7 protein-coding genes are annotated in these 6,522 nt (G+C 45.4%); 2 read left to right on the top strand and 5 right to left on the bottom strand.

Annotation, left to right across the window (positions count from 1 at the left end; genetic code table 11):
* Positions 1-186: 186 nt before the first annotated feature.
* From soxA to soxB, 4 genes are all read right to left on the bottom strand, one after another.
* Complete coding sequence (soxA, locus tag QUF61_RS08135; RefSeq protein WP_103922025.1) at positions 187-1,014, bottom strand: sulfur oxidation c-type cytochrome SoxA; 828 nt, start codon at positions 1,012-1,014, stop codon at positions 187-189.
* Positions 1,015-1,031: 17 nt separating this feature from the next.
* A complete protein-coding gene (gene soxX, locus QUF61_RS08130; RefSeq protein ID WP_289681286.1) occupies positions 1,032-1,394 on the bottom strand; it encodes a sulfur oxidation c-type cytochrome SoxX in 363 nt (120 codons plus the stop codon).
* A gap of 18 nt (positions 1,395-1,412) precedes the next feature.
* Positions 1,413-1,712 (bottom strand): hypothetical protein, encoded by a 300-nt coding sequence (locus QUF61_RS08125; RefSeq protein WP_103922027.1) that lies wholly within the window; start codon positions 1,710-1,712, stop codon positions 1,413-1,415.
* 180 nt (positions 1,713-1,892) lie between these two features.
* The gene (soxB, locus tag QUF61_RS08120) at positions 1,893-3,647 is read right to left on the bottom strand and encodes a thiosulfohydrolase SoxB (RefSeq protein WP_289681285.1); all 1,755 of its coding nucleotides are present in this window, start codon (positions 3,645-3,647) and stop codon (positions 1,893-1,895) included.
* 327 nt (positions 3,648-3,974) lie between these two features.
* On the opposite strand from soxB, the gene QUF61_RS08115 reads away from it, so the two are divergent.
* The gene (locus QUF61_RS08115) at positions 3,975-4,766 is read left to right on the top strand and encodes a cysteine hydrolase family protein (protein ID WP_289681284.1); all 792 of its coding nucleotides are present in this window, start codon (positions 3,975-3,977) and stop codon (positions 4,764-4,766) included.
* Between the two features lie 98 nt (positions 4,767-4,864).
* The gene (locus QUF61_RS08110) at positions 4,865-5,602 is read left to right on the top strand and encodes a vWA domain-containing protein (RefSeq protein WP_103922030.1); all 738 of its coding nucleotides are present in this window, start codon (positions 4,865-4,867) and stop codon (positions 5,600-5,602) included.
* A gap of 43 nt (positions 5,603-5,645) precedes the next feature.
* On the opposite strand, the gene QUF61_RS08105 is transcribed toward QUF61_RS08110, so the two are convergent.
* Entirely contained in the window at positions 5,646-6,410 is a 765-nt protein-coding gene (locus QUF61_RS08105) for an ABC transporter ATP-binding protein (RefSeq protein ID WP_103922031.1), read from the bottom strand.
* Positions 6,411-6,522 lie beyond the last annotated feature (112 nt).

Here is a 6,522-nt window from a genome sequence, read left to right as displayed (position 1 = left end):
AGATGATAAATTTATTTTTCTAGCGGCTGGATTATGGAACTTCAATCTGGAATGTAGAGGGTAATTCATAGGGTAAACGGGCATGGGGCGGGAGTTTTTTTAATTTAGGTTATTTGGCAACATCTCTAAGGTAACTCGCAGCGAAATGGGGGTGTTATTTCTTGCGAGTTACCTAACATCTGTTTCTTACTTGCGCGCGCCCGGCCCGTTGATTTCAATACCGTTGCTCATATAAGTATGAAAATACTCCAGATTACGGTATTGCTCACTTTGCGGTTTAAATGGTTTAGCGCGTACTTGTTTGTTACAACCTGCATAACGCCGGTGCAACGTACCCATTTCTCCCCATTTGGCGCGATAGACCGGAAAATGGCTGACCTGCCCCAGGGCCGTACTCAATACTTCCGAACGTATACGTGAGCCACTGCTGCCGATATGACAATCAGCGCAAGCAAAGTTTAATTGTCCGCGTTTGCTGTAGAAAAACTTTTTACCGGCTTCATAAGCAGCTAAAGCTTTAGGATCATCGGGAATCATCACATTAATTTTGTTGCCGCGTGAGGTATAAGCCATGTAGGCACCAATGGCTGCCAATTTGCCTTTTTTCCATTTATAAGGCTTTTCAGCGTTTTTCTCGCGGCAGGCGTTGATATCCTGTTCCAGGGTTCTTACCTGAGCACTGGCAGCGTCAAAGTAAGGATAGTTCTGTTTAATGCCGATGCCGCCATTGGGAAAGCAGTCCGCATAGGTTTTGCCATTCTTGAACGGGGTTTCAAATAATTGCTGCCCGTCTTCCAGCACGATTTCGTAAGGTGGAAATTCTTCAATGGCTTCCCAGTTTGCCCGTGCCACTTCATCCAGCGCATAAGCACCATTGCCAAAGTCCTGATAATCCACTGAGGAAAACTTTTTAATGTAATAATCCTGAAACACTTTGCGCTCAGCTTCTGGATTGGCTTGCAAGCTCAGGGGCAGTGCCAGCGCAGCCAAGCCTAATAAACGATAAATTTTCATTTGATGTTTGCCTCGCTCTAAAGTGTATAAAGAAATTCAATTAATTTATCAATTTCCGCTGCACTTAAAATCCCGTGTTTGCCAAAAGGTGGCATCATGGAGTAAGGATTTTTCACCGTAGCGTCTTCGATTTGTGCACGCAGCACAGCCTTGTCTGGAAAACGCAGTTTCATGCCGACCAAGGGTGGCCCAATGTTACCCGGTGACTCACCACCTATAATTAAATGACAAGCCAAACAATTACCCTTGGCGCGTTTGAAAGCGATATCCTTACCTTGTTCCACGATGGAGGGCTTATCATCTGCCATTACCAGACTGGGGGAAGCAAGTCCACCTAGCAGCAACGTGGCACTCAGGAGAATAGGTTTAATACATTTCATTTTGGTTCAACTCCTTTGTTAGAAACGCGGTCCGGCATTTTGTTGTGCCTGGGCCTGCTGATAGCCTGCTTCACTAAATAGGCGTGCTTGTTTCGCTAATTTGATAGCGTGTTCGTTATCACCTTTTGCCAAAGCCGCTTTGGCCTGTTTTAACAATTTACCGGTATCGCGCCATTCATAATCTACTGCTGCCGCTTTGCTGTTGGCCTGTTCAGCGGCAGCAATGGCTTGTTCTGCATCAGGCGCTGAGGTGGCGGCGCAAACGCTGAGAGAAAAGCAACTCAGTGCCAGACCGAGTCCATAGCTTGCTGATTTCATATTGATTCCTTTGGAGGTTTTATTTAAATGGTGTTACGCAAAAGCTTCTTTTCCGCAGGTTTTGCAGGTTTGAAACGCGAAAAAACCACTTTTGCTTCACGCTAAATTATTAAGAGTGCGTACTGAATTTAGCTCTTTTTTCTTAAAAAACCTTACTTCGTATATGTTGAGTTAAAAGGCTTACAAGGTTTTAAGTCCTGGATTGCCTTTAATGTTTTTCAGTTTGGGGGTATTCAGTTTGTTGATACTGACACTGCCTTTGTTCAGGCGCATATAATCTGCAACAACATCCCAGATATCCGGCCCCGGTGCCTGACTATTTACCGTGGCCCAACCCGCAACCACATATTTTTTATCCGGCACAATGACTTCACCGTTATCCAACTGCATGTCGCTGACCCGTCCACCCATTTTCGCAGTGGGATCACAATTGTAATCCAGACCGCCAACCCGTACCATATCGCCACCCTGCTGATAATAAGGATCGGCATTAAACAGGTTATCTGAGACATCTTCTAAAATCAGCTTGATGTCGGCACCGCTCATCTCACGGCGGTAGGTTTCGGGGTAAGTGATACAGGTTTGATCCAATACATTTTCCATAGTGATGGTTTGCCCCGGCAGTACCGATGTACCCCAGCGAAAACCAGGAGACAGCGAAACCTGAGCATCATGGACTTTACGCAAGGCATCACAAATAATCTGATCAAAAGTACCATTGAAATTACCACGGCGGTACAATACCTGCTCGGCTGTACCTAATTCTTCATTAAGCCAGTCCAGATATGGTGCACGGACTTTTTCAATGTAAGCGCTCATTTCTGCGTCTGCTGGCAGTATGTTGGAGAATACGGGTAACAGGCGGTATTGGTAGCCTTGTAGCTTGCCATCACGCACATCAAAATCCATAACCCCAACAAACTTGCCATTAGAACCGGCGTTAGTCACCAGCGTCTGACCACCGGGATTTTTCACCCTGGTCGGTGCAGGCATACCATCATGGGTATGACCGCCAAAAATAACGTCAATGCCGCTGACCTTGGAGGCCATTTTCAAATCCACGTCCATGCCATTGTGAGAAAGTACGGTCACCAAATCTGGTTTTTCTTCCGCGCGGATTTTATCCACCAGGCTTTGCATGGCATCGTCACGAATCCCGAAACTCCAATTAGGGATAAAACGCTGTGGATTAGCGATAGGTGTATAAGGGAAACACTGACCGATAACCGCCACGCGCAGGCCGTTCATTTCTTTGATGGTATAAGGTTTAAAGGCATGACCTGTATCTTCGTCATAGACTGGCGCGCCATCAAATACTGCTTCTTCCTTAACCTGAACATTCTGTCCCAGGAATTCACCGTTAAAGGCTTTGATATTGTCTAAAATCTCGCTGTCTTTATAAGTAAATTCCCAATGCCCGGTCATGATGTCCACGCCCAGTAAATTACAGGCATCCACCATGTCACGACCACGCGTCTTATACGCCGTGCCGGAACCCTGCCAGGTATCACCGCCATCGAGCAACAGACTGTTACCACCAGGAGCCTGGGCGCGCAATTGTTTAACCAGAGTTGCAAGATGGGCAAAACCACCGACTTTGCCGTAGGTTTTTGCGGCTTCCACAAAATTCAGATAGGTATAAGCATGAGATTCAATGCCACCAGCCGGGAGATTAAAATGCTTCAGCAGATTATCTCCCACCAGATGCGGCGCTTTACCCAAAGCCGCGCCAATACCCAGATTGACATTCGGCTCACGGAAATAAACCGGCTGTAATTGGGCGTGGGTATCGGTAATGTGCAACATGCGCAGATTACCAAAATGCGGGACTTCATAAAGATCAGCAGGCGCTTTACGCGCAGCAAAAGCTGAGGCGGGTAGCATACCGGCAGCGCCAGCCATTCCCATCAGGCGTAGAAATTCACGTCTATTCATAATAAAAAAGCTCCTGTATCAATACCCAGGAAAATAGCTGGCTATTGATGTAATGAAATAAAGTATCTGGACTTAACTAGAGCAAGTGCTGTTCCAACTATTTATTTACTTAATAAACAAATAGTTATACAAGTCTCCCAGGTATAGTGTTTCAATATGAAAAGAATGCTCTGTTTCAATATGAAACTTATTGACCATGTATGTTTCAATTTGTTTCAGGGTTTTTTAAATGTCTTACTTGACTTATTGTTAAATTGATACTAACTTAGTTGTTAAGTGAAACTAATAAGTTTCTTATCTCTAAAAATAATGTAGGGAGTATTCCTCATGAACTTACAATTTTTGATTATTGATCCACAAAATGATTTTGCCCATCCTGATGGCAGTCTGTTTGTTCCCGGCGCAGATAAAGATTCTGAGCGTCTGGCAGATATGATTAAACGCCATCAATCCAAAATCAGTGATATTCATATCACATTGGATTCTCATCATTTGCTGGATATTGCACATCCCTTATTCTGGATTGACAGTAAAGGTCAGCATCCTGCACCTTTTACCTGCATTCATGCTGATGATGTAAACAATGGAAAATGGCGTACCACACATCCGGGTTTTGCCCAGCGCGCCACTAATTATGTGCAGGCGCTTAAACAAAACGGGCGCTATGAGTTAATCGTCTGGCCGCCACATTGTTTAATCGGCGCTAGCGGGAATAATGTGGTACAGCCGATTGCTGAGGCTGTGGGTGCATGGGAAGCACAGTTTGCGATGGTCGATTATGTCACTAAAGGCTCTAATATCTGGACTGAGCATTACAGCGCGGTGCAGGCTGATGTGCCAGACCCAGAAGATCCGGGCACGCAATTAAACACCCGTTTAATCGAGGTGCTGCAAGAAGCAGATTTACTGGTGCTGTCTGGGCAGGCCCTGTCTCATTGTGTGGCAAATACCGTGCGTGATGTTGCCGATAACTTTGGTGATGACAGCATTCATAAAATGGTACTGATTGAAGACACCTGCTCTCCGGTACCGGGTTTTGAACAGTTAGGCGCAGACTTTCTGCAAGAGATGAAAGCGCGCGGTATGCGCACTGGAAAATCAACAGAATATTTTGCTTAGTAGTAAGCATTAAAAACTTGATGTAAGACAGAGGTATTTTTCAGCAGCATAAGCACTGATCAAGCCTATATTGAATTCAGACTACAAGGAGAACACTCATGCCTCGTTTTGATAATATGCAAACCATACAACTGCCGGGAGCTGGTCATTTTCAATTTTCTGCCGCCCGCCCGGATACGCTGGGAGCTACGGAATATACCCTGGTCACAATTGTGGTGGATATCAGCTCCAGTGTCTTTGATTTCAGGCAGCCTTTATTAAAGACTATTAAGTCTATTATTGGAGCCTGCCAGAAAAGTCCACGCGCGGATAACCTGATGGTGCGTTTGTTGTTATTTAATGAACAACGCCAGGAAGTTCATGGCTTTGTACCGTTAAATCAAATTGATTCCGCACAATATAAAACATTAAAGTGTAATGGTATTACCGCTTTATATGATGCAGTTTATGACGCAGTTGGGGCAACCAATGCCTATGCCAAGAATCTGTTTATGCAGGACTTTGACGTTAATGCCGCAATTTATATTCTGACTGATGGCATGGATAACAGCTCTGGCCTGCATCCCAAGGATATTGCCGATCAGGTTGCAGTCGCCTTAAAGCAGGAGTATCTGGAATCTTTGATTACCGTTTTGGTGGGCGTGGATACCCAACATGCCGGGGTCAGCGGGTATTTACAGTTATTTAAGGATGAAGCCAAACTGGGGCAATTTGTGGATGTAGCGGATGCTGATGCCGATAATCTGGCAAAACTGGGGAACTTTGTCAGCCAGAGTATCAGCCTGCAAAGCCAAACCTTAGGCACGGGCAATGCTGCACAGAGTTTGCGCTTTTAAGCGCATCGCGCCAAAAATATAGAGACATGTTTTTGGCGCGTATCTATCCCTCATTAAAACGAATACCCCGTATACCATGCAAATACTGACGAATCCAGGGATGCTGAGAACCCGATAAAACCTGCATACTATCAACCGCCACCACTTTTTTTTCTGCCAATACCGCAACCCGGTCAGTCACCGTCCACAAAGAATCCAGATCATGCGTGACTAAAACAATGGTTAATCCCAGCAGACGTTTAATTTCCAAAATTAATTGATCCAATGCACCAGCGCCAATCGGGTCCAATCCCGCAGAAGGCTCGTCCAGAAACAGTATTTCCGGGTCTAAGGCCAAAGCCCGCGCCAGAGCTGCGCGCTTGATCATACCGCCACTGAGCTGAGCAGGATATTTATAAGCTGCCGTGCGTTCCAAACCCGCCAAACGAATTTTTAACATGGCAATTTCACGCATGGTTTTTTCACTTAACTGGCTATGTTCGTGTAACGGGATCATGACATTTTCCAATACTGTCAGCGAACTGAATAAAGCACCATTTTGAAACATCACGCCGCAACGCTCGCGCAGCCAGCGTACCTGATGTTCTGCCATGCCCAGAATCTCCCGGTCAAATACGCGAATCGACCCCTGTTGCGGGTATTCCAGCAAAATCATTTCCCGCAGCAGCGTGGTTTTACCCGTGCCACTGCCACCAATAAGCGCAAGCACTTCACTACGGTGTATATCCAGATTCAGGTTCTGGTGTACACAATGCTCACCAAAATGGGTTTTGATATTGCGCAGAGAAATGACTGTTTCATAGGTCATCAGTTTTTAACCTGAAAAAATATCAATGATGCTAACACCTCAGCCATGTGCAGGCAAAGCACTCAATACGGGAAAAAGCTGACAATATTTAACAATGTCTTATAATGTCCAG

Source organism: Candidatus Venteria ishoeyi (assembly GCF_030378065.1).
Taxonomy (GTDB): Bacteria; Pseudomonadota; Gammaproteobacteria; order Beggiatoales; family Beggiatoaceae; genus Venteria; species Venteria ishoeyi.
The sequence above is the reverse complement of the archived record's forward strand: the minus strand, read 5'-3'. Positions and strand labels throughout refer to the sequence as shown.

Bases quoted from the DNA above. Each gene is read 5' to 3' on its own strand.
- QUF61_RS08115 (WP_289681284.1), top strand. From the start codon at position 3,975: ATGAACTTACAATTTTTGATTATTGATCCACAAAATGATTTTGCCCAT.
- soxA (WP_103922025.1), bottom strand. From the start codon at position 1,014: ATGAAAATTTATCGTTTATTAGGCTTGGCTGCGCTGGCACTGCCCCTG.
- soxX (WP_289681286.1), bottom strand. From the start codon at position 1,394: ATGAAATGTATTAAACCTATTCTCCTGAGTGCCACGTTGCTGCTAGGT.
- QUF61_RS08105 (WP_103922031.1), bottom strand. From the start codon at position 6,410: ATGACCTATGAAACAGTCATTTCTCTGCGCAATATCAAAACCCATTTT.
- QUF61_RS08110 (WP_103922030.1), top strand. From the start codon at position 4,865: ATGCCTCGTTTTGATAATATGCAAACCATACAACTGCCGGGAGCTGGT.
- QUF61_RS08125 (WP_103922027.1), bottom strand. From the start codon at position 1,712: ATGAAATCAGCAAGCTATGGACTCGGTCTGGCACTGAGTTGCTTTTCT.
- soxB (WP_289681285.1), bottom strand. From the start codon at position 3,647: ATGAATAGACGTGAATTTCTACGCCTGATGGGAATGGCTGGCGCTGCC.